The sequence below is a fragment of the Kribbella qitaiheensis genome, assembly GCF_042657745.1.
GTDB classification, from domain to species: Bacteria; Actinomycetota; Actinomycetes; order Propionibacteriales; family Kribbellaceae; genus Kribbella; species Kribbella qitaiheensis.
The window spans coordinates 72,180-92,892 of record NZ_JBHSKE010000042.1 but is presented as its reverse complement, the minus strand read 5'-3'; the positions used below and the strand labels follow the sequence as shown (position 1 = coordinate 92,892).

The 20,713-nt window shown below is 69.1% G+C and carries 18 protein-coding genes; 9 read left to right on the top strand and 9 right to left on the bottom strand.

The features are described from left to right. Window positions 1–51 precede the first annotated feature (51 nt). A complete protein-coding gene (locus ACFPJ1_RS26650) occupies window positions 52–960 on the top strand; it encodes an ornithine cyclodeaminase family protein (protein WP_380107988.1) in 909 nt (302 codons plus the stop codon). 3 nt (window positions 961–963) lie between these two features. On the opposite strand, the gene ACFPJ1_RS26645 is transcribed toward ACFPJ1_RS26650, so the two are convergent. The 3 genes from ACFPJ1_RS26645 to ACFPJ1_RS26635 form a co-directional block, all read right to left on the bottom strand. Beyond that, window positions 964–1,728, bottom strand: a complete 765-nt coding sequence (locus ACFPJ1_RS26645; RefSeq protein WP_380107986.1) for a DUF427 domain-containing protein — start codon at window positions 1,726–1,728, stop codon at window positions 964–966. Between the two features lie 81 nt (window positions 1,729–1,809). Continuing rightward, window positions 1,810–3,045 carry an RNA polymerase sigma factor gene (locus tag ACFPJ1_RS26640; RefSeq protein ID WP_380107984.1) on the bottom strand — a complete coding sequence of 412 codons (1,236 nt, stop codon included), beginning with the start codon at window positions 3,043–3,045 and terminating at the stop codon, window positions 1,810–1,812. A 9-nt stretch (window positions 3,046–3,054) separates the two neighbouring features. After that, complete coding sequence (locus ACFPJ1_RS26635; RefSeq protein WP_380107983.1) at window positions 3,055–3,414, bottom strand: YciI family protein; 360 nt, start codon at window positions 3,412–3,414, stop codon at window positions 3,055–3,057. Between the two features lie 525 nt (window positions 3,415–3,939). Between ACFPJ1_RS26635 and ACFPJ1_RS26630 the strand changes: the two genes are divergently transcribed. Then, window positions 3,940–5,172, top strand: a complete 1,233-nt coding sequence (locus tag ACFPJ1_RS26630) for a cation:proton antiporter (protein WP_380107981.1) — start codon at window positions 3,940–3,942, stop codon at window positions 5,170–5,172. Here the strand turns inward: ACFPJ1_RS26630 and ACFPJ1_RS26625 are convergent. Beyond that, entirely contained in the window at window positions 5,133–5,720 is a 588-nt protein-coding gene (locus tag ACFPJ1_RS26625) for an ArsR/SmtB family transcription factor (RefSeq protein WP_380107979.1), read from the bottom strand. The two genes, ACFPJ1_RS26630 and ACFPJ1_RS26625, sit on opposite strands and share 40 nt — an antisense overlap. On the opposite strand from ACFPJ1_RS26625, the gene ACFPJ1_RS26620 reads away from it, so the two are divergent. Further along, window positions 5,601–6,371, top strand: coding sequence for a dienelactone hydrolase family protein (locus tag ACFPJ1_RS26620; RefSeq protein WP_380107976.1), 771 nt, complete (start codon window positions 5,601–5,603; stop codon window positions 6,369–6,371). The two genes, ACFPJ1_RS26625 and ACFPJ1_RS26620, sit on opposite strands and share 120 nt — an antisense overlap. Here ACFPJ1_RS26620 and ACFPJ1_RS26615 read toward each other — a convergent pair whose 3' ends face one another. Next, window positions 6,372–8,972: a glycosyltransferase family 4 protein gene (locus ACFPJ1_RS26615; protein ID WP_380107974.1), complete on the bottom strand. Its 2,601-nt coding sequence runs from the start codon at window positions 8,970–8,972 to the stop codon at window positions 6,372–6,374. Between the two features lie 99 nt (window positions 8,973–9,071). Then, window positions 9,072–9,602: an SGNH/GDSL hydrolase family protein gene (locus ACFPJ1_RS26610; RefSeq protein ID WP_380107972.1), complete on the bottom strand. Its 531-nt coding sequence runs from the start codon at window positions 9,600–9,602 to the stop codon at window positions 9,072–9,074. A 499-nt stretch (window positions 9,603–10,101) separates the two neighbouring features. On the opposite strand from ACFPJ1_RS26610, the gene leuA reads away from it, so the two are divergent. From leuA to ACFPJ1_RS26590, 4 genes are all read left to right on the top strand, one after another. Beyond that, window positions 10,102–11,820 carry a 2-isopropylmalate synthase gene (leuA, locus tag ACFPJ1_RS26605; RefSeq protein ID WP_380107971.1) on the top strand — a complete coding sequence of 573 codons (1,719 nt, stop codon included), beginning with the start codon at window positions 10,102–10,104 and terminating at the stop codon, window positions 11,818–11,820. 79 nt (window positions 11,821–11,899) lie between these two features. Continuing rightward, entirely contained in the window at window positions 11,900–13,366 is a 1,467-nt protein-coding gene (locus tag ACFPJ1_RS26600; protein WP_380107969.1) for a GNAT family N-acetyltransferase, read from the top strand. Window positions 13,367–13,478: 112 nt separating this feature from the next. Next, window positions 13,479–13,856, top strand: coding sequence for an SAV_915 family protein (locus tag ACFPJ1_RS26595; RefSeq protein ID WP_380107967.1), 378 nt, complete (start codon window positions 13,479–13,481; stop codon window positions 13,854–13,856). Beyond that, window positions 13,846–13,977 (top strand): hypothetical protein, encoded by a 132-nt coding sequence (locus ACFPJ1_RS26590; RefSeq protein ID WP_380107965.1) that lies wholly within the window; start codon window positions 13,846–13,848, stop codon window positions 13,975–13,977. The genes ACFPJ1_RS26595 and ACFPJ1_RS26590 overlap by 11 nt, the downstream gene beginning before the upstream one ends. Here the strand turns inward: ACFPJ1_RS26590 and ACFPJ1_RS26585 are convergent. Genes ACFPJ1_RS26585 through ACFPJ1_RS26575 form a run of 3 tightly spaced genes read right to left on the bottom strand, consistent with a single transcriptional unit; the run spans window position 13,974 to window position 18,591 of the window. Further along, on the bottom strand, window positions 13,974–14,651 hold the full coding sequence (locus ACFPJ1_RS26585; protein WP_380107963.1) for an ATP-binding cassette domain-containing protein: 678 nt from the start codon (window positions 14,649–14,651) through the stop codon (window positions 13,974–13,976). The genes ACFPJ1_RS26590 and ACFPJ1_RS26585 overlap by 4 nt on opposite strands. Continuing rightward, window positions 14,648–15,487, bottom strand: coding sequence for an ABC transporter ATP-binding protein (locus tag ACFPJ1_RS26580; RefSeq protein WP_380107961.1), 840 nt, complete (start codon window positions 15,485–15,487; stop codon window positions 14,648–14,650). Before ACFPJ1_RS26580 ends, ACFPJ1_RS26585 begins: the two co-directional genes overlap by 4 nt. Beyond that, entirely contained in the window at window positions 15,484–18,591 is a 3,108-nt protein-coding gene (locus ACFPJ1_RS26575) for an FtsX-like permease family protein (protein WP_380107960.1), read from the bottom strand. Before ACFPJ1_RS26575 ends, ACFPJ1_RS26580 begins: the two co-directional genes overlap by 4 nt. A gap of 241 nt (window positions 18,592–18,832) precedes the next feature. Here ACFPJ1_RS26575 and ACFPJ1_RS26570 point away from each other — a divergent pair, with 241 nt between their 5' ends. Next, window positions 18,833–19,822 carry an aldo/keto reductase gene (locus ACFPJ1_RS26570; RefSeq protein ID WP_380107958.1) on the top strand — a complete coding sequence of 330 codons (990 nt, stop codon included), beginning with the start codon at window positions 18,833–18,835 and terminating at the stop codon, window positions 19,820–19,822. After that, window positions 19,819–20,709, top strand: a complete 891-nt coding sequence (locus ACFPJ1_RS26565; RefSeq protein ID WP_380107956.1) for an SDR family oxidoreductase — start codon at window positions 19,819–19,821, stop codon at window positions 20,707–20,709. Before ACFPJ1_RS26570 ends, ACFPJ1_RS26565 begins: the two co-directional genes overlap by 4 nt. Window positions 20,710–20,713 lie beyond the last annotated feature (4 nt).

Below are 20,713 nucleotides of genomic sequence, written 5' to 3'. Positions count from 1 at the left end.
CGATAATGCTCGGAGAGGTGAGCAGCAACTGACGCCGACCTGAGGAGCTGGATGAGGCCGCCGTACATCGACGAGTCCGAATTGAGGTCGCTCGTCTCATGGAGTGACGCGATCATGGCGATCGCGGACGCGCTGTCCGCTGGGATCGCGTCAGGGCCACCCAGGAGCTCCCTGCCCGCAGCGGGCGGGGAGCTCCTGTTGATGCCGGCCGCCACCGCCGAGGTCGTCGGGATCAAGCTGGCCGGCATCGCACCGGACAACCCCGCCGCCGGGCTGCCGAGGATCCAGGCGGTGTACGTTCTCTTCGACGCCGCCACGATGACGCCGCAGGCCTTCATCGACGGTACGGCGCTCACCACGCTGCGGACGCCGGCCCAGTCCGCACTCGCCGTGCGTGACCTGGCTGCGGCGGACGCGGAATCGCTGGTGGTGTTCGGCTCCGGGCCGCAGGCGTGGGGACATGTGGGGGCGATCCGAGCGGTGCGGCCGATCCGCAAGGTCACCGTCGTCGGTCGCAACTCGGAACGCGCCCAGGCACTCGTCGACCGGATCCGTGCCGATGACCTGGTGGCCGAGGTTGGTACCGCCGAATCCGTTGGTGCGGCCGATGTCGTGGTCTGCGCGACCACAGCTCGGCAACCGGTCTTCGATGGTGCCCTGCTCGCCGACCACGCCTGCGTCGTCGCCGTCGGGTCGCACGAGCCGGACGCCCGCGAACTCGACGACACCGTCTTCCGCCGCGCCGGTCTCGTCGTCGTGGAGGACCGCGCGACGGCACTCCGCGAAGCCGGCGACATCATCCAGGCCATCGCGGCCGGCGCACTCGACGAGAACCGGCTCGTCGACCTCGTCGACCGTCCCCCGAGCCCACCCGCCGACGGAATCACCGTCTTCAAAGGCGTCGGCCTGGCCTGGCAGGACCTGGCCGTCGCCGCCGCGGCGTACTCGGCCTGGCGTTAGTTACTAGGAGAAGTGCGTCACCGGCCTGGTCAGTGGCTTGCCGTCGATGGTGAGGTCCACCTTCTCGTTGTAGAAGGCGATCAGGCCGGCGATCGGTTCCAGCGCCGCGGTGGTGAAGTCGTAGGCCCAGGCCAGGTCCTCGTGGAGGACGTCACCGGAACGGACCGACCAGTACCCAGTCGTCTTTCCCTTGTAGGGACACGCCGTGACGGTGTCCGACCACTCGAGGTGGCTGAAGTCGACTTCGGTGCGGTTGAAGTAGTACCGGGTCGGGAGGCCCGTCTCGAAGACCATCACGGTCGAGGACGAATCAGCGAGCACCAGGCCGTCCAGCTCGACCTGCACGTGCCTGGTGGAGCGGAGCGCGTCGACCCTGGTGTAGGGATTGCGAGGATGGACGAAGACCTCCTCGTCCTCCTCGTACCAGGCGTCCAGCGCGCTCCACTCGAACCGCACGGTGCCGGACAACCCGGTGACCGCGTCGTCGCCGTACAGGCGGGCCGCCTCCGGGCGGTGGATGTCGCCGACCCGCAAGGCCTGCTGGCGAGCGGTACCACGCTTCAGCTTCTGGACATGGTCCTCGTCGACGAGCACGCCGGGTTTGACGTCCTCCACCGGGATGTAGAACTGCGGGTAGTTAGGCCACTCCCACACGTACAACGCCCGGGTCGTGTCGATCACCACCTCGTCGCCGATCATCGCCCGCACCCGCCGGGGCACCGGCTCCACCCGGTCGACCGCGGCGCTCATCGCTGGGTAATCCTGCATCGGTCACTCCTAATGCCCTGCGTCGGATGTTGCTCGGAGATTTGAGGTCCTCCTCGATGATCACACCGCCGCCATACCGGTTCACCAGCGGCTTCGGGGCGTCGACCGCGGGTTGAGTCGGGAGGCGCGCAGGTGGAGGTAGCGCTGTTCGGGGAGGCTGGCGGTGGTCCGGGCGGCCCGGAGGTAGTGGTCGCGGGCTCGGCCGGTGTCGCCGGCGAGTTCGTGAAGGTGGGCCCGGACGGCGTCCAGGCGGTGGGTGGTCTGGTCCTCGTCGCTCAAGGTGTCGAGCAATTCCAGGCCGGCCCTCGGACCGTGGACGTTCGCGAGGGCGACCGCGCGGCTGAGGGTGACCATCGGCCCGGGCGCGACATGCTCCAGGGTGGTGTAGAGCGCCAGGATCTGCGGCCAGTCGGTGTCGGCGGCCGTCGGTGCTTCGTCGTGTACTGCGGCGACCGCGGCCTGGATCTGGTACTGGCCGACCGGGAACCGTCCGAGGGTCTCGGTCAGCAACGTGATGCCCTCCTGGATCGCACCCTGGTCCCAGAGTGAGCGGTCCTGGTCCTCCAAGGGGATCAGCGAGCCGTCGGAGTCGGTCCGGGCCGGGCGGCGCGCGTCAGTGAGGAGCATCAGGGCGAGCAGACCGGCCACCTCGCCGTCGGCGGGCAGCAACCGGCGGAGCAGTCTGGTGATGCGGATGGCCTCGGTGGACAGGTCGACCCGGTGCAGGGTGGGCCCCGAGCTCGCGGTGTATCCCTCGTTGAAGATCAGGTAGAGCACGCTGAGCAGTGCTCCCAGTCCGGCGGCGAGATCCTTCGGGCGCTCGAAGGTGTGGCCGATACTCTGCTTGGCCCGGCTGATGCGCTTGGCCATGGTCGCCTCGGAGACGAAGAAGGCGCCGGCGATCTCCTTCGTGGTGAGACCGCCGACGGCCCTGAGCGTCAGCGCGATCTGTGCGGCGGGCGCGAGGGTCGGCTGACAGCAGAGGAACAGCAGGGTGAGCGTGTCGTCGGCGTCCGCCGGTCGCTCGTCCGCACCCGGGACCAGGAAGGCGCGGGGCTGTGAGTTGCCGGCCCGCTCTTCACGCTGCCGACGGGCGCTCTCACGGCGCCAGTGGTCGACGAGAGATCGCCGGGCGACGGTCAGGAGCCATCCGCGCGGGTGGCTCGGAACACCCTCGCCCGGCCATTGGGTCAGGGCGGCGAGCAACGCCTCCTGGGTGGCGTCCTCACAGCTGTCGAGGTCCCCGTACTGCCGGGCGAGCGTGGCGAGAACCTGCGGAGCGAGCTCGCGCAGCAGGTCCTCGACGGGTCGCTCCATGGTGGATCGTCACAGCTCCGGGGGCTGGTCCATGATCTGGCGGACCTCCATCGGGAACTCGATGAAGTCGACCACGGTGGAGGCGATCTCCAGCGCCCGTTCCTCGGTCGCCTCGATGATCCAGTAGCCGGCCAGGGACTCCTTCACCTCGGCGAACGGGCCGTCGGTCGGGGCGGCCTTCGACGCGACGTACCGGACCGTCTTCGCGGCGGCGGGGTCCATCAGCTTCTGGCTGTCGACGAGCTCGCCGGACTCCCGGAGCTCCGCGTCGAGACCCATCAGCAGCTTCTGCATGTCGCTGATCCACTCCGGCGACCGGTCCTGCAGGGTCTCGCCCATGCCGCCGAACATCATGATCATGTACTTCATCGGTCATCTCTCCTCGGGCTGCGTCCGGTCACGGTGTACCGGCTCGCCCAGTGATCGGAGCTGACAACCGATTCTGGACAGATCCCGGCGAATTGGCCAGCCGCCGCTATAACGCCTGGGGGTCCTGCCGGCACTGATCCTTCAGATACCTCCGCACCGCGGAGTCGAGCAGCAACCAGCTGTCGGAGTGGGACGCCGGCTGCCGGTTCGACTTCGAGAACCCGGAGTACCGGTGAGCGCACGGTAAGGATGAGAGTCGGGCTCCAGGTGAGCGCGGTCCGGTACGGTCGGGCTGTGCGAGATCTACCTGGACCAGATGCGCCGCACTATCACCGAGGTCGGCAACCTGCCGCCGGAGAGCCTGTCCGACGAGACGCGGGACCGGTTGCTCGACACCTTCCGCCATTTCCCTCGGGAGTAGCGACCCGGGAGTAGCGACCGCGGGGTTGGTGTAACGCCGCTGGGGCGGGCGGAACCGAAGCAGTGAAGGCGTTGCACCGCACGCCTTGTCGGGAGGGGCCGGAGATGCCGGAAGTCCATTTCGCCAACCTGTTCGCGGTCGTGCTGATCGCCCTGCTGGCGCCGTTGCTGCTCGGCCTGGTCCCCGCGCTGCGGGTACCGGCGGTGGTGCTGGAGATCGTGGCCGGCATCGTCGTCGGGCCGCACGCGCTCGGCCTGGTCGACGTGGATCTCCCGGTTGAGATCGTCTCGCTGCTCGGGCTCGGTTTCCTGTTGTTCCTAGCCGGTCTGGAGATCGACGTCCATCGGCTCCGCGGCCGGGTGCTGCAGTTGGCCCTGCTCGGTTACGTCATCACGCTTGTACTGGGCGGACTCGCGGGGCTCGGGTTCTCCGCGGCCGGCTGGGTGCACAGCCCGCTGCTGCTGGCGGTCACCCTCTCGGCCACTTCGCTCGGCCTGGTGGTCCCGGTGCTCAAGGATGCGGGCAAGGCGGCCGGCGAGGTCGGGCAGTCGACGATCGCCGCCGCCTCGGTCGCGGACTTCGCTGCTGTCCTGGTGTTGTCCCTGGTCTTCTCGACCGAGGGCGGCAGCACGGGGGAGCGGCTGGTGATGGTCGTCCTGTTCGCCTTGCTGGTCGCCGTCGCGGGAGTCGCGGTGTCGACTGCAGGTCGCTCACAGCGGATCGGGGTTGCGCTGGTCCGGCTCCAGGACACGACCGCCGAGATCCGGGTTCGGGCGGCGGTGGTGTTGCTGGTCGCCTTCGTGGCCCTGGCCGAGCAGTTCGGCCTGGAGACGATCCTCGGCGCGTTCCTGGCCGGTGCCGTGGTCGGACTGGTGGACCGGGACTCCACATCGCACCCGCAGTTCCGGGTCAAGCTGGCGGCGCTGGGCTACGGATTCCTGATCCCGGTCTTCTTCGTCGCCAGCGGGCTGCGCCTCGACCTCGGGGGTCTGCTTGACGATCCGGCGGCTCTTGCACGGGTGCCGCTGTTCCTGCTGGCGCTGCTGGTGGCACGCGGCGTACCGGCGTACCTGTCCGTTCGTCGTCTCGGTGCGAGGTCGACCGCGGCGATGGCGTTGCTGCAGGCAACTTCCTTGCCCTTCATCGTGACGGCCACCCAGATCGGCCTGACCACCGGCCTGATGGCACCCGTCACCGCCGCCGCCCTGGTCTGCGCCGGACTGCTCTCGGTCCTCATCTTCCCCGCGATCGCGCTGGCACTCCTCAACCAGGAGTCCTCAGGTGCCGAAGCCGCTGGTCAGTCCTCTTCGTCGGGGCGGGGTGGCAGCGTCGGGTAGTCGATCATCGGGTAGAGACCGACGGTGAAGCCGTAAGTGGTGTCGCCCGAGCGGGGGAGTTTGTCGAACTCGTGAATCACCGCATCGACGCGCTTCCAGAACTCGGCTGCGCGTTCCTCGGGGATCCGGGCGTGCCGGATGAAGGATCGGAGCTGAGCCAGGTTGTAGGCGGTTGCTGACTCCTTCGCGGCGACTTCGAAGTCGTTGAAGTCCTTCGGGAGCTCCTTGCCGTCCGAGGGCCGCCGGCCCAGGCCGACGTAGAACATCCGCGCGGCGCGTCCGTAGTACCGCTCCTCGATGGCTCTGACCCGCCTGGTCCGCACGACGCGCAGCAGACCGGCGTCGGCGAGCACGTTGACGTGGTGGGCGACGGTGCTCTTGGGCCGCTTGACCGCGGCGGCCAGTTCGGTCACGGTCGCGGCGCGCTCGTGCAGGAGGCCGAGGATCGTCGTCCGGAGCGGGTCGCTGATCGCCCGCACCTGCTCGGCCGTGGTGAGCTCGACGGTGTCCTCGAGGTCGTAGTCCGGGACCGGGGGATTGATCGCCATGATCGGATTAGACTAGCATCATGGTTCGTTCGAGATATTTGGATCATTCGCCCGGAAAGAGAGCAGACCATGGCCGAGGTAGTGCTGTACCACCACGCGCAGGGACTCACCGAGGGGGTGCGGGCCTTCGCCGACGAACTGCGCCAGGCCGGTCACACCGTGCACCTGCCTGACATGTACGAGGGGAAGACCTTCGACACCCTCGACGAGGGGCTGGACTACGCGCGGCAGACCGGCTTCGGCAAGGTCAACGAGCGCGGGATCGCCGCAGTCGAGGGGCTTGGCGACGCACTGGTCTACGCGGGCTTCTCACTCGGCGGTATGCCGGCCCAGCAGCTGGCCCAGACCCGTCCGGGCGCCAAGGGAGCACTGCTGTTCCACTCCTGCGTCCCGGTCTCGGAGTTCGGCGAGGCCTGGCCCGAGGGTGTTCCCGTCCAGGTGCACGGGATGGACGCCGACCCGTTCTTCACCGAGGAGGACGGCGACCTGGCCTCGGCACGCGCTCTCGTTGCTTCCACCGACCAGGCAGAGCTCTTCCTCTACCCCGGTAAGGAGCACCTCTTCACGGACGCGTCCCTGCCGGCGTACGACAAGGACGCGACCACGCTCCTGATGACCCGGGTGCTCAGCTTCCTCGAGCCGATCCGCTGACTACTTGAGGAAGGTCGAGAGGACCTCGGCGGACTTCCGGCCGTCGTGCAGTTCCCTGACGTACTGCGGTCCGGCGGCGGCTGCTTCCCGGGCGGGTCCTCGCTGGCTGACGAGTTGCTCGATGACGTCGCCCAGGGTGTCCGGGGTCGCCTCGACGATGGGGAGCTCCAGCGGGAGCAACTCCCGGACATGCTTGGCGACGTGGCCGGCGGTGATTCGTCCGGCGGCCATCGCCTCTACCGCGAAGGCGCTGTAGGCGCCGAGCAGCAGTTGATCGACGACGATGTCCGCGTCCCGGACCAGCTTGGTCAGCTCGGCGTGGGAGACACCTTCGACCCGCTGGTACTCGATCAGGCCCTTCGACTGCAGTTCCGTGAGGACGGCGTCGATGCCGTCCGTCCCCTTGAGAGCTGACCTGGACAGCGCGTGCAGGACCACCGGCTTGTCGCGTTCGAGGACTGGCTGGGTGGGAGCGTCGTCATCCAGCTCCACGACCGCGGGCAGCCAGACGCTGTCTTCGACGAACTCGAGGAGGTCGGGGGTGGCGACGAAGCGCGGCCCGGCGTAGTCCTTCAGATGGGCCTGCGCCAGGTCGACGGCGACCTGCAGCTGGGCCGTCGCCTTGTCATCGCGGTTGGTGAACGGCGAGTGCGGGTAGATCTCGCTGTGCCGGCGCGGGTCCCGCACCTCCGGGCCGTGGAAGATCACGCCGTGCTTGATGTCCGCGGAGTCGAGCACGGGCAGGTCGTTGCCGAACCAGGCGTCGGACGACTGGCCGAGGATCGGCCTGCCGCTCTCGAACAGCACGTGAGAGACGTTGTGCAGCAGGTAATCCGCGGTCTCCGCCCGCCAGGCGGCGCTCGACTTGTACCGCTCGCGCTTGACAGTCCAGTCGGCCGCGAAGTCCTGCAGGCCGGCCTCGATCCGCATCGAGACCGCCGAGATGTCCGGGTTGTTGCGCTGGATCGCCTTGGCCCACTGGCCGGCCTGGCCCGCGGTGTTGGCGGGGCCGATGAAGACCTGCCGTGCGGCCGGCTGTGCGGCATCCACCGGCAGTTCTTTGCCGACGAGGTCGGCGTACAGGTTCCGCAGCTGGTCGGCCTGGCCCTCCCAGGAGACCTCGCGGCGAAGCTCGGCGTCGCTCGCGCGTTCCCGGTACGGCGCGGGGTCCGCCAGGATGCGGGAGACCTTGGCGGCCAGGTCGGTCGGGTTCTCGACCTCGAAGACCTCGCCGATCTTCGTCTCGTTCACGAACTCGGTCAGGCTCGGCATGTTGCTGGTGACCACGGGCAGCCCGGCGAAGATGTACTCGAACACCTTGTTGGGCAGGGCCATCTCGTGGCTGGGGAACCGCAGGATCGGGATCAGCCCGATGTCGGCGGTGCGCAGGAACGAGGTGACCTCGTCCGGCCCGACCGGCTCGACGTAGTGCACCCGGTCCTCGACGCCGAGCGATTCCGCCAGCGTCCGCAACTCGTCGACCGGCCTCATCTTGGTGGTCGGCACACAGACCACCGCGAGGTGGACACCGGGGAGCAGGGGGAGCGCCTGGACCGCGGTCTCGACGCCGCGGGCGCGGGTAACGCCGCCGCTGTAGACCAGCAGCGGAACCTCGTCGGCCAGCCCGACCTGGCTGCGCAGGTCGCGGACGTCGGCCGTGCCCTCGAACTGGCTGGGCGTGTTGATGATGACGGTCGGCTCCCGGTCGAGCCGGTGCTCGCTCTGCAACCTGCGCGCGATCGCCGGGCTGACCGTGATCACCCGGTCGGCGTCGCGGATGTACTCGCGCTCGTGCTGGGCCCAGGCGGCGATGAAGCGTGGCGTCCTCGGGTGGTACCTGGACAGGCCGGGGACGTATTCGTGCGCGTCGTAGACGACCTTCATCTTCCGGCCCCGCAGCGAGGCGCGACCGGCGGCGCGGGTGGCAACGCCGATCAGGTGCATGTCGTGGGCGTGCAGCACGTCCGGGGCCAGTTCGTCGAGCACCGAACCGAAGATCTTCTCGTAGTCGTAGGCCTCGGGCACGACCTTGCGCCAGTTCACCGGCCGCTCGGTCTTGGCCTGGAGGTCGTCCCAGGTCTTCCAGCCGGACGCGAACAGCTTGTTCTGCCGGCGGGTCAGGCCTTTGCGAACCGTGATGCTCTGCTGGCCGAGCCGCAGTCTCCGCTGCCGCAGCCCGCGGCCCACCACTCCGAGCTTGTAGCCCAGCGCACCGGCCGATCCTGCCTTGCGGTCCGCGGCAGCTCGCCCGGACTCGGCCTTGAGATCGGCCAGTTGGGCGTCGATCCGGATCTGCTGCACGACCGAGTCGGAGGTGAGGCGGTACCCCACCAGCGGCAGCCGCCGGGCCCGCCGCTGCTTCCGCCGCCGGGTCCGATCGTCCCGCAGCGGGAATGCGCCCTGCAGCCGCATCATCACGACCCGGTGGTCGAGGGAGTCAAGGTTGGCTGCGCTGCCGGCCGGGGCCACGCCGAGCAGGGTGACCCGCACATCGGTCTGCGCCAGCGCCACTGCTTCCTTGATCACCCGCGCGTCGTTGCTGATGTCGTTGGCGACCATCATCACCACATGCGGCTTGGCCGGCGTCGACTTCTCGGACACCCGGTTCCCCTCGATCGTCAGACACGGTTGACCCGGGTCGGTTCCGGGTCCAGACCGGAAGATGGTAGCCGAGAGTCCTCGCCCGGTCGCGGTCGTGACCTACCTGGCCGCCGCCAGCGCCTGGACGATGAGTTCGTTACGGGCGTTCTGCCCGGCCGGGACGGTGGTGTGGACGCCTGACCGCAGGTACACCGTGAGGCGGGTGGGCTTGGCGGCGAGGTATTCGGCCCAGCGCACGATGCGCAGGTTCGGGTGGCGTCGCTGCGCCTCGCACAGTTGCAGGTTGATCCAGGCGCCGTTGCGCTGGTCGGCGACCTGAACAGCCACCGGCTGGGCGGTCCGGGCGATCTGCACGTTGACCCAGACCACGGTGCGGGTGCGGCCCACGATGGCCATCGTCCGGTCGACCTGGGCGGCGAAGACCGGCGGGGTGAAGATGTCGTTGGTCCCGGTCGCCATCAGGATCCGGCGGGGGAGCCCGTAGTTCCGGGCCCACTGTGCCAACACGTCGACGGCGGGGGCGGTCGGGCGGCCGGACCAGTTGTGCACGGCCAGCGGATCGCCGGTCCGTCCGGCCAGCCGGGTCGCCAGGGACCTGCCGTCCTGGACCGAGATGCTGTCGCCGAACATGAAGACCCCGTTGCGAGCCAGGACGCTCCTGATGATCGCCTCTGACGAGATCGCCCGGCTGAACCCCTGCCAGTTGACTAGGACACCGGATCCGTAACCTCCGGCCGCGCTAGCCGTCTCGGTGGCTGCGACAGTCGAAGCCGCGACGAGAGTGCCGGCCAGGAAGACTTGTCGTCGGCTCGGTCTGATGGGTCTCGAACAATTCCCCACATTACGGACTGTGACTGTCATCCGGCCGGAGTGCAAGTCCCACAGCCGGAGCCGCAGTACTCAGGGGTACTACTCCGGGTGACGGATCTGTCTCGGTTGGCGAGACCCCCGGTTCGACCTCTGGATGGGGTTGTGCATAGACTCGCTGGCATCATGCGGCACCAGCTTCTTCTCCTTCGCTGCCGCGGCGAGGCCTGACGTAGGCCGGTTCCCTCGCCGCGGAGTTTCGTCGTACGCCGGTCGCATCCCGACCCCGTAGTACACGCTTCCCGCGAGGAGAACCCGCATCATGGCACCGAAGAATCAGCCCAAGCCCGTCCAGCAGACCTCTGGCATGCCGGTGCAGCGCTATAGCGCGTTCCCGCCGATCCAGCTGCCGGACCGGATCTGGCCCACGAAGTCCGTCGACCGGACCCCGCGCTGGCTGTCCACCGACCTGCGCGACGGCAACCAGGCCCTGGTCGAGCCGATGTCACCGGCCCGCAAGCGCCGGATGTTCGATCTGCTGGTCCGGATGGGCTACAAGGAGATCGAGGTCGGCTTCCCGAGCGCCAGCCAGTACGACTTCGACTTCGTCCGCAGCCTGATCGAGGGTGACGCGATCCCCGAAGACGTCACCATCTCGGTGCTGACACAGGCCCGTGAGGAGCTGATCGAGCGGACCGTGCAGTCGCTGCAGGGCTCGCCGAAGGCGACGATCCACCTCTACAACGCGACCGCGCCGCTGTTCCGCCGGGTGGTCTTCAACGTGGACAAGGCCGAGTGCCGCAACATCGCGGTCCGCGGCACCGAGACGGTGATGAAGTACGCCGACGAGATGCTGGGTGACTGCGAGTTCGGCTACCAGTACAGCCCGGAGATCTTCACGGGCACCGAGCTGGAGTTCGCGCTCGAGGTGTGTGAAGCGGTCAGCGACGTCTGGCAGCCCGCCGAGGGCCGCGAGATCATCCTCAACCTGCCGGCCACCGTGGAGATGTCGACCCCGAACGTGTACGCCGACCAGATCGAGTGGTTCGGCCGCAACCTGACCCGGCGCGAGCACAGCACGATCAGCCTGCACCCGCACAACGACCGCGGTACGGCGGTGGCCGCGACCGAGCTCGCCCTGATGGCCGGGGCGGACCGGGTCGAGGGATGCCTGTTCGGCCACGGTGAGCGGACCGGCAACGTCGACCTGGTCACGCTGGGGATGAACCTGTTCAGCCAGGGCATCGACCCGCAGATCGACTTCGCCGACATCGACGAGATCCGCCGCACCGTCGAGTACTGCACCCAGATGCGCGTCCCGGAGCGCCAGCCGTACGCGGGCGACCTGGTCTACACCGCCTTCTCCGGCTCCCACCAGGACGCGATCAAGAAGGGCCTGGAGGCGCTCGACAAGCAGGCCGCGGCCGAGGGCCGTCCGGTCGGCGAGATCGCCTGGGAGGCGCCGTACCTGCCGATCGACCCGAAGGACGTCGGCCGGTCGTACGAGGCCGTGATCCGGGTCAACTCGCAGTCCGGCAAGGGTGGCGTCGCCTACATCATGAAGTCGGAGCACCGGCTCGACCTGCCGCGCCGGCTGCAGATCGAGTTCAGCCGGGTGATCCAGCAGCACACCGACTCCGAGGGCGGCGAGGTCGGCCCCCAGCAGATGTGGGACATCTTCGCGGCCGAGTACCTCGCGCCGGGCAAGCTGTCGCTGCTCACGGTCAACTCGACCTCCGGCGAGGGCCAGGGCGACCAGCTCCGCGTCCAGGTGTATTCCGGCGGCGTACCGCATGAACTGGCCGGCGAGGGCAACGGCCCGGTGTCGGCGTTCGTGGACGCGCTCCAGCCGCTGAACTACGACGTACGGGTGCTGGACTACCACGAGCACGCTCTCTCGGCCGGCGGTGACGCGCTCGCCGCGGCGTACGTCGAGTGCGAGGTCGGCGACGAGGTCTACTGGGGTGTCGGCCGCGACGCCAACATCCTCACCGCGTCGCTGAAGGCGGTCGTCTCCGCCATCAACCGCGCCACCCGCTGACTGCGCTGACTCCGCTGACGACAGGGTCACCCGCCATATTCAGTGGCGGGTGGCCCTGTCGTTTGGTTGGGTCGGGCGGGTGATCACCGTGCGCGAGATCGACCCGTCCGACGAGACCCTGTTCGACAGCTGGTACGACGTCTACCGGGCCGGCGCGGTCGCCGACCGGCCGGCCGCGATCTTGAGCAGCCACGACGCCCTCGCGTACTCGTTGCGCACCCCGAACGTGCTGAAGCAGCGGCTGCCGGTGGCCGCCTTCGCCGGGGACCGGGTCGTCGGCGCGATGCTCTTCGAGACCTGGACCGAGGGCAACCTGGACTCGATCGAGCTGGAGATCAACGTCCCACCGGCCGAACGTCGCCGCGGGATCGGTACGGCGCTATGGGGTTGGGCGAGGTCCCGCGCTGCCGTGGTGGAGCGCACGATCTTCCAGTGTGAACTGGGCGTGCCGGAGGGGTTCACGACCGAGACCTGGCCCGGGAGCATCTTCGCGGCCAAGCTCGGCTTCACCGTCGAGCACCTCGAGGACCACCTGGTCGTGCCGCTGCCGTACGAGGGCTCCGTGCAAGTGGAGGCACTCGACGGATACGAGCTGACCTCCTGGGCAGGCCCGTGTCCGGAGGAGCATCTGCAGGCGTTCGCCGATCTGCGGACCGCGATGGACCGCGACATACCGACGGGTGGCATGACCAAGAACCCCGCGCCGTGGGACGTCGAGAAGCTCCGTGCGCAGGAGGAGCGGGTCGACAAGACCTGGCTGTCCCTGCTGACGCTGGCGCGCACGTCCGACGGGCAGCCGGCCGGTTACACCGCCCTCTACCTGCCGCGGACCGACCCGGACACCGCGCAGCAACTCGACACCCTCGTACTGCGTGGGCACCGCGGCCACAACCTCGGCGCCCACCTGAAGCTCGCGAACCTCGACCAGTTGGCCAAGCATCGGACCACGCAGAAGCTATTGCACACCTGGACCGCCGAGACGAACACTGCGATGCAGAAGGTGAATGCGCGCTTCGGGTTCCGGCCGGTGGAGAAGCTCGTCGAGTGTGAGCTGAAGGTCCCGGTACCACGCCTGCGCCCGGCCGCGCGGGCCGTAGTACTGGATCAGGACGACCGGATTCTGTTGCTGCGGTTCGAGTTCGACGACCGCCCGACGGTGTGGGCCGCGCCAGGTGGTGGCGTCGAGCCGGGAGAGTCGACCCATGACGCTCTGGTCCGCGAGCTTCGCGAGGAGGTCGGCCTCGAAGCTCCGGCCGACCCGCCGCACCTCTGGCACCAGGTAGTAGTCGCCGACGGCCACGCCAACGGCTACGACGGTGTCATCAACGACTACTACCTCGTCCGCATCGACTCCTTCACCCCGTCCGGCGCCTTGAGCCCCGAGGAACTCCGCGCCGAGAACGTCCACGGGCACCAGTGGTGGAGCGTGTCCGACCTCCAGTCCTACACCGGGACCGCCGTCTTCTCGCCTCGCGCGCTCGGGACCCTCCTCGAATCCCTGCTGACCGACGGACCACCAGAGCGCCCTGTCCAACTGGCGCTCTGAAGGGTGTTTGAGAGTGTGAGAAATGTGTGGGAAGTCTGTGAGAGAAGGCGGCCGGGGGTGGATCGCGGCCTAGCGTCGGTGGTGTGAGAGTCGCCGATCGCCAGGAGAATCGATGAGCGTTCCGTTATTCGTGCCCACCCGGGTTGCCAGCGCCGCTGATGTGGCGGCGATTCAGTTCGGGCGGCGGCCCGACGGGGTCCGGGTGGGCATCGCGTTCAGCAGTATGGAGTTGTTGCGGGCGGCAACCGGGCCGCGGCAGGAGTGGATCCGGATGCACGAGTCCGTACTGCGGGAGCTGCTGAGCCCGTTCGGGATCAGCATCATCCAGCTCGACCCGGTCCTCGTGGGCCCGGACGTCGGTACTCCGACTCCAGCGTCGGCTCCAGCGTCCGCTTCAGAGACGGCTGCAGCGTCCACCGCAGCCCCGGCCCCGGCGCCGGTCGAGACGGCGGCGCGGGATTCGGTCTTGGTAGGTCACGGTGGCCGTTGAGCCTTACGACCCGCATCCGCACAAGACGCGGCGGCAGCGCTTCGACCCGGAGTTCGTCGCGATCGTCAGGATCATCGTCGTGATGGCCGCCCTTTCAGTCCTGCTCTACATGCTGGACTAGAGCCGGCGTTCCCAGCTCAGGCGGCCTTCATCCATGGTCGCGTGGCCGTCGGCGCCGGCGGCCACGCTCGGGTCGTGCGTGGCGATGATGACGGCGGCACCGCGGTCCGCCTCGGCGCGGAGCAGTTCGAGAACGCGCTCTCTGTTGGAGCTGTCGAGCTCGCTGGTCGACTCGTCGGCGAGGATCACCTTGCCGCGCTGGGCCAGTCCGCGCGCCACCGCGACCCGCTGCTGCTCACCGCCGGAGAGCTCCTCGACCAGGTGGTCGCCGCTCTCCTCGAGCCCGACCGCGGTGAGCGCGCTCTCGATGATCCGGTCGACGGACTCCAGCGCCTCCTCGCGTTCGACCTCGTCCGCGGACAGCTTGCGGTCGGCGAGCAACGGGAGCGACAGGTTCTCCCGCGCGGTGAGCACCCGCGCCAGGCCGTTGCCCTGCGGGATCAGCACCACCCCGTGAGCCGCGGCCGCCGGACGCTCGGTGATCGTCAGACCGTCCACCTGTACCTCGCCTGACTTCACCGGCACCGCTCCGGCGATTGCCCAGAGCAACGAGCTCTTGCCCGGGCCGGACGGCCCGCTGACCGCGAGGACGTACCCCGGCGGGACCTGCAGGGACACCTCCGCCACGGCGACCAGTTCGTCGTACGCGACGGTCAGGTTCGTCACCGAGATCATGCTTGGCCTTCCTGCTCGACCGGAGTGAGGCGGACGTCGCCGTTGTCGGCGGTGGTCACGCGGACCAGCGTGCCGGGCGGCAGCAGTTCTGCGACGTGCGGTGGCAGCGGCAACGACCCGTCCGTGGCGACCACCGCGAACTCCTCGCCAGCGCGACCTTCGGACGCGATCCGGCCGTCGCGGATGGTGATGGTCCGGGGGAGGACCGCCGCGACCTCGGGGTCGTGGGTGATCAGCAGCACGGTCATCCCGGTGGTCGCGTTGATGGTCGAGATCGCGGCCAGTACCTCGTCCCGGGCGTGGTGGTCGAGCTGGGAGGTCGGTTCGTCGGCAAGCAACAAGCCGGGGAAGGTCGCGATCCCCACGGCAACCGCGCAGAGCTGGATCTGCCCGGGCGTGAGCGAGCCCAGCGGAGTACGGGCTTGGTTGCTCAGGCCAACGAGTTCGAGAACCTCGGCGGGGGACGGCAGGGTCCGGTCGCGGGGAGCGGCGCCCTGGGCGTAGCGGACGTTGTCCTCGGGCGTCAGGTACGGGACGAGGTTGCGCGCGGCGCCTTGCAGCACGATGCCGACATCGCCGGCCCGCATCCGGTCGAGCTCGGCCTCGGTCATGGTGGCGACGTTGTGCTCGCCGATCTGCAACCGCCCGGCGCTCGGCGTCAGCAGTCCGCCGCACAACTGCAGCAGCGTGGACTTCCCGGCTCCGGACGGTCCCAGCAGCCCGACCAGCTCGCCGGGCCGCACAGAGATCCCGATACCGGACAGAGCCGCGACGTCATGCCCCTGGCTGCGGTAGATGTGCACCAGGCCGCTCGTGCTGATCGCGAGCCCGCTCACGACAGCTCCTCCCGGATCCGGCTGTACTGCGATCGCCGGTTGACGCCGGTGCCCAGCAGCAGTGTCGTCGTGGTCAGCACCACGGTGCCGATCAACCACAGCACGAGGGCGACGGTCCAGTTCGTACTCAGCTCGAGCGGAATCGGTGAAGCCTGCAAGGTCTCGGCGAACAGCGGGATGAGCGGCAACGCGATCTGCGCGCCGACGATGCCGCAGACCGTGCCGAGCAACGTGGCCAGCGCGACAGGCCCGGTCTGCTCCCAGCGAGCGGCCCGCCCCGTAGTGCCCACCGGTACGCCGGTCAGCCGCAGGCTCGCGTAGTCCTGGGCGCGTGATCGCCACGAGGTCACCACCATCAGCAGGAGCACGATGATCGCCAGGGACCAGCCGGCGACGCCCACGACCGGGGTCAGCTGCAGGGCGAGCGAGCTCGCGGATCGCCCGTAGCTGTCGGTCCGGTCGGAGCGCTTGTCGATCAGGCTCGCGGTGACTCCCGCGTCGGCGAGCCCCTTGGTGATCTTGTCGAGGTTCGCCAGGCCGTCGGCGTTCAGCCAGAGCTGGAAGTCCGTGCTGCCCGAGTCGAGCGAACCACCCAACCGCCGTACCGTCTCCAGGTCGACGACGGCGGTCTTCTCGGAGTACCGGTTGACCGGGCCGCGCAGTCGGTCGATCTTCTGGATCAGCATCGCGCCGCCGTCGACGCCCGGCGTCGAGGTCGACTCGTCGACGGAGTACTCCGGAGTGACGAGCGCGGGCATCGTCGGCGGCACGGTGCCGTACTGCACGAACTGCTCGGCGGACAGGCTGGTCACGTCGAGAGTGAGTCCACCGGCCGGTCCGTCCTTCGTCGCGAGGGCGCCGAGGTCGCCGCCGAGCTGCCGGATCGGCTTCCAGTCGGCGGCCTTGCCAAGTTGGAGCGACGGTTGCTGCGGCGTACCGAGCTTGCTGATCGCGATCTCGCCGCGGACGCCGGCCGAGTCGTTCACGTCGCGGCCGATCCCGAGGCGGAGCAACCGGCAGCCGCCCAGGCAGTCGATCGAGGTGGTCAGGGTGAATGTCTTGCCGGTGACCAGCGGCATCGGGTCGAACCGCACCAGGTACCGCGCGCCGTTGCGGAGGCTGACCACGTTCGCCTCGATGATCACGGACTTCGCGGGCGGTTGCGGGGGAGGTGTTTCGCCGTTGGCACTCCGCGGCAGCACCGGGGTCATCTTCCCGGGGGTCGCCGTGACCTGCAGCCGGTCGCTGCGCAGGTCGATCGAGCCGAGGCCGGTCGGCGCCTTCAGTTGCTGGAATCCCTCCGCGTCGGTGAGTTGGTCACCGCGGAAGGCGATTCGCTGGAAACTGTCGGGCTCGATCATCAGCGTCCGCAACGCATCCGGTGACGGCGGCCGGCCGAACACCACCGGGGTGAACCAGTGCCGATCCGGGTCGATCTTGTCGATCGCCCGGGTGAAGTCGCCCAGGTCGAGGAACTTCATGGCGAGGATGCCGTCGGCACCGGTCTCGTACCCGGCTCGGACCTCCCGGTTGTGGCCGGCCACCGACGAGGCCTGACCTGCGAAGGACACCAGGGCTGTCGCGACCGCGACGACCGCGACGATCCGGGTCACGGCTGGGCGGCGAGAGACCTGCAGCGCACCGAGCGCCAGGCCGACCCGTCCATTGCGCAGCGCCTGCCGGCTGACCAGGCCGGCCGCCGGCAGCAGTAGATGGGCGAAGGTCAGGCCGACCGCCAGCGCGAGCAGAGTCGGCGTGAGCACCGGCAGTGGACCCCGGCCGCCGCCGGTCAGAGCAGCGACGAGGCCGGCCGAGGCCAGCACGATGATGGACAGGTCGATCATGCCGATGGCCCGACCGCGGCGGCGTGGCGCGACGCGGCGCAACAGGGTGGAGATCGGCTGCCTGACGACCGTACGGACCGACCAGGCGACCACCGCGAGCCCGACCACCGCGGCCACCGCGAGTGCGGCCGGCACTGTCCAGGGGAACTCGAGCGGTGCGCCGTCGTTCAGCCAGGTGGCGCGAACGATCAACAGCAGGCCGAAGCCCGTCACGATTCCGGCCAGCGTGCCGATCAACACCGCCGCGCCGAGCTCCGTGAAGAGCGACCTGCCGGTACGCCGTGCGCTCGATCCGCGCAGGCGGGCTACGGCGACCTCGGGGCGTCGCTGGTCGACCACGGCGCCCAGCGCGAGGGCGAGGACGACCACGCCGAACAGGGCGACCTGCACCATCACCAACGGGATGATCGTGGTCGCCTGCTTGCGCTCGGCCTGGATCGTGTCGATCAGGCCGTCCAGCCCCGTGCTGTTCTGAGCCTCCAACTCCAGCTCGGCCGCGTCGCCGTCGACCTGGTTGGTGACCGCCTTGATGCGCTCCAGATGATCCGCGGTGGCGACACCCGGAATCGGCCGGGTGTCCATGGTGGAGCGGTATCCCCAGACGCCGCTGTTGAATGTGTCCCGCACGGTGAGCAGGTAGTCGGAGGTCGCCGGGGTCTTGTCCGTGGCCGGACCCGAACGTCCGATCGGCCCTCGCCCGAACCAGTACGGCGCGTTCTGGTTCACTGGCCGGTAGAGGCCGACGACCTTCAGCGTTCCGCCCCCGGCGTAGTTGTCGGAGGTCGCACCGAGCACCGCGCCCGGTTTGGCGTCGTAAGACTTCTCGTCGACGGTCGACGCGACGACCTCGCCGGCGGCCTGGGGGCAGCGGCCCTGGACGATCACGAGCTGGGCGCAGTAGCCGTCGCGCCAGATCACCTTGGTGCTGATCTCACGGTCCTGGCCGCGGAGTCCCCAGAGGACGTCGACACTCAGGCCGTAGGCGGGCGGGGTGAAGAGAGGCTTGAGGTCGGCCGGGATGAGCTGAGCCAGGTCCTCGGGCTGCTTCGGGGTGCTGGCGCCGACACTGTTCGGCGGTTTGGCCTCCACCCGCCAGGCCGCCGAGAGGTTCTGCTTGCCGAGCGTCTCGGTGGTCACCGTTTGTTCCACCGCCCGCGCGAACCACGGTGCGAAGGTCGCGCAGGTCCCGATCAGGAGGCTGACTCCCGCCAGGACCAGAACCTGGGACCTCCGGTAGCTCAGCGCTCGCCGCAGGAACATACGTGACAACCCCCAGCCGCCGTGACTTCTTGCCTCCGGCCGAACCTACGGATCGTGAGGGTCGTCGTCAGGGAGTCGGCTGACAACGATGCCTAGTTGTTGTTTGCACCGGCTTTGGCTGTGGCGGGCTGGTATCGGGCGGTCGCTGACGGTGAACTCGTGGCCCTTGCCCCTTCGACTGCGGCTGGTCCGATCGACGCCCCTCCGACCGCGGTCGGTCCGGCGAAGGTAGGTTCGGAGTATGCGTGAATCCCACCTCGGAGAACTGACCGTTTCCGCCCTCGGGCTCGGTTGCATGGGTATGTCCCAGTCGTACGGCGTCCAGGGTGACGACACCGAGTCGATCGCCACCGTGCACGCCGCGATCGACGCCGGCTGCACCTTCCTCGACACCGCCGACGTGTACGGCGATGGTGCCAACGAAGAACTCGTCGGGCGCGCGCTGGCCGGACGCCGGGACCAGGTGGTGCTGGCGACCAAGTTCGGCTTCCAGCGCTCCGCGGCCGGCGTCGCCGTGCCGAACGTGGTGAACGGCAGCCCGGAGTACGCGCGGACCGCCATCGACGCGTCGCTGCGGCGGCTCGGCGTGGACCACGTCGACCTCTGGTACCTGCACCGGCGCGACCCGGAGGTGCCGATCGAGGAGACCGTCGGCGCGATGGCTGAGGCCGTCCAGGCGGGCAAGGTCCGGTATCTCGGCCTGTCGGAGGTGTCGGGTGACACCGTCCGCGCCGCGCACGCCGTACACCCGATCAGCGCCGTGCAGAGCGAGTGGTCGCTGTGGACGCGTGACCCCGAGACGGGCGTGCTGCCGACGCTGCGCGAGCTCGGCATCGGGTTCGTCCCCTTCAGCCCACTGGGCCGGGGCTTCCTGACCGGACAGCTCAAGTCGCCCGACGACTTCGAGCCGGACGACATGCGGCGCGGGCTGCCGCGGTTCACCGGCGAGAACTTCCAGCGCAACCTCGACCTGGTGGCCAAGGTGCAGGAACTTGCCGAGAGCAAGGGTGTGCTGCCGAGCCAGCTCGCGCTCGCCTGGCTGCTTGCGCAGGGCAACGACGTCGCACCGATCCCGGGGACGAAGCGGCGCAAGTACCTCGTCGAGAACCTCGGCGCGGTGGACGTGACGCTGACCGCGGAGGACCTTGCCGCGCTGGATGAGGCGTTCCCTGCGGACGCGGTGGCGGGGGACCGCTACGCCCCGGGCGGGATGAAGATGGTCGGCCGATGAGCTTCGAGACCGATCCCGAGCCTGCTCCGGGGTCCTGGCTGCCCGGGGATGAGCCCGGGCTGATCGGGGTCACCGGGGCGACTGGGCAACTGGGCTCGCGGATCGCCCGCCTGCTGGCGGATTCCGCAGTACAGCAGCGGTTGCTCGTGCGGGATCCGGCCCGCGCTCCGTCGTTGCGGGGCGCGGAGGTGGCCCAGGCGCCGTACGGGGAGAAGCATGCGCTGCTGGACGCGTTCGATGGGGTGCACACGCTGCTGATGGTGAGCGCGTCCGAGACCGCCGATCGGGTTTCCTTGCACAAGGCAACGATTGACGCAGCGGTGGCGGCCGGCGTACGGCGGATCGTGTACACGTCGTTCGTCGGCGCTTCGGCGGGGGCGACGTTCACCTTCGCGCGGGACCACTGGCACACCGAGGAGTATCTGCGGGCCAGCGGCATCGACTTCACCTTCCTGCGGGACAACATGTACCTGGACTTCATCCCGGGGTTCGCCGGTGAGGACGGGGTGATCCGCGGGCCCGCCGGGGACGGCCAGGTCGCCGCCGTCGCCCGGGATGACGTGGCCGCGGTCGCGGCTCGGGTACTGACCTCGGACGCGCACTCGGGGATGACCTATGACCTGACCGGGCCGACCGCGTTCACCTTGGCGGAGGCCGCCGCGTGGATCTCGGAGGCCCAGGGGCGACCGGTGCGGTACGAGGCGGAGACGCTCGACGAGGCGTATCGGTCGCGCGAAGGATTCGGCGCCCCGGCGTGGGAGGTGGCCGGCTGGGTCACGTCGTACGCCGCGATCGCGAGCGGGGAACTCAGCGTGGTGACGAGCGCCGTCGAGGACCTCACCGGGCAACCGCCGATCGGGCTGCGCGACTATCTGTCCGCGACCTGAGAGA

Bases quoted from the DNA above. Each gene is read 5' to 3' on its own strand.
- ACFPJ1_RS26630 (WP_380107981.1), top strand. From the start codon at position 3,940: ATGCCGGAAGTCCATTTCGCCAACCTGTTCGCGGTCGTGCTGATCGCC.
- ACFPJ1_RS26645 (WP_380107986.1), bottom strand. From the start codon at position 1,728: ATGCAGGATTACCCAGCGATGAGCGCCGCGGTCGACCGGGTGGAGCCG.
- ACFPJ1_RS26625 (WP_380107979.1), bottom strand. From the start codon at position 5,720: ATGGCGATCAATCCCCCGGTCCCGGACTACGACCTCGAGGACACCGTC.
- ACFPJ1_RS26595 (WP_380107967.1), top strand. From the start codon at position 13,479: ATGAGCGTTCCGTTATTCGTGCCCACCCGGGTTGCCAGCGCCGCTGAT.
- ACFPJ1_RS26585 (WP_380107963.1), bottom strand. From the start codon at position 14,651: ATGATCTCGGTGACGAACCTGACCGTCGCGTACGACGAACTGGTCGCC.
- ACFPJ1_RS26570 (WP_380107958.1), top strand. From the start codon at position 18,833: ATGCGTGAATCCCACCTCGGAGAACTGACCGTTTCCGCCCTCGGGCTC.
- ACFPJ1_RS26640 (WP_380107984.1), bottom strand. From the start codon at position 3,045: ATGGAGCGACCCGTCGAGGACCTGCTGCGCGAGCTCGCTCCGCAGGTT.
- ACFPJ1_RS26650 (WP_380107988.1), top strand. From the start codon at position 52: ATGAGGCCGCCGTACATCGACGAGTCCGAATTGAGGTCGCTCGTCTCA.
- leuA (WP_380107971.1), top strand. From the start codon at position 10,102: ATGGCACCGAAGAATCAGCCCAAGCCCGTCCAGCAGACCTCTGGCATG.
- ACFPJ1_RS26635 (WP_380107983.1), bottom strand. From the start codon at position 3,414: ATGAAGTACATGATCATGATGTTCGGCGGCATGGGCGAGACCCTGCAG.
- ACFPJ1_RS26565 (WP_380107956.1), top strand. From the start codon at position 19,819: ATGAGCTTCGAGACCGATCCCGAGCCTGCTCCGGGGTCCTGGCTGCCC.
- ACFPJ1_RS26575 (WP_380107960.1), bottom strand. From the start codon at position 18,591: ATGTTCCTGCGGCGAGCGCTGAGCTACCGGAGGTCCCAGGTTCTGGTC.
- ACFPJ1_RS26610 (WP_380107972.1), bottom strand. From the start codon at position 9,602: ATGTTCGGCGACAGCATCTCGGTCCAGGACGGCAGGTCCCTGGCGACC.